Origin of the sequence: Enterobacter sp. Lyrl_3, assembly GCF_051948675.1 — a bacterium.
GTDB classification, from domain to species: domain Bacteria; phylum Pseudomonadota; class Gammaproteobacteria; order Enterobacterales; family Enterobacteriaceae; genus Enterobacter; species Enterobacter cloacae.
This window is the reverse complement of the sequence record NZ_JAYJLI010000069.1, coordinates 1-500: the sequence shown is the minus strand read 5'-3', so window position 1 is coordinate 500 and position 500 is coordinate 1. Positions and strand designations below refer to the sequence as shown.

At 63.6% G+C, this 500-nt stretch carries 1 protein-coding gene; it reads left to right on the top strand.

Annotation, left to right across the window (positions count from 1 at the left end):
• The coding region (locus tag VF709_RS24930) for an Ig-like domain-containing protein (RefSeq protein WP_440232481.1) at positions 1–500 on the top strand (500 nt) is incomplete at both ends.

The window sequence follows — 500 nt, the reverse complement described above, 5'->3', positions numbered from 1 at the left end:
CCCGGCAAGCGTCATTTCCGGCCTCAGCGACGGCAGCGTGACCGTGACTGCGTCAGTCACTGACGCGGCGGGCAATACCGGCACCGGCACCCATAGTGTGACCGTCGATACCGGTCTGCCTTCGGTTAATTTCAACACTATCAGCGATGACAACGTCCTGAACGCGGTGGAGAAAGGCCAGGATCTGAACGTCAGCGGCACCAGCGCCAACCTGGCAGAAGGCACCGTGGTGACCGTGACCCTGAACGGTAAAAACTACACGGCCACCACGGCGGCAGACGGTACCTGGAGCCTGACGGTTCCGGCCGCCGATCTGGCGGGTCTGGGTCAGGCGAACTACACCCTGAACGCGACCGCCACCAACGGCGTGGGCAACAGCGTGAGCAACAGTGCGAACCTGCTGGTCGACACCGCACTGCCGACCGTCACCATCAACACCGTGGCGGGCGACAACGTGATTAACGCGGCGGAAGTGGCGGCAGGCCAGACCATCAGCGGCA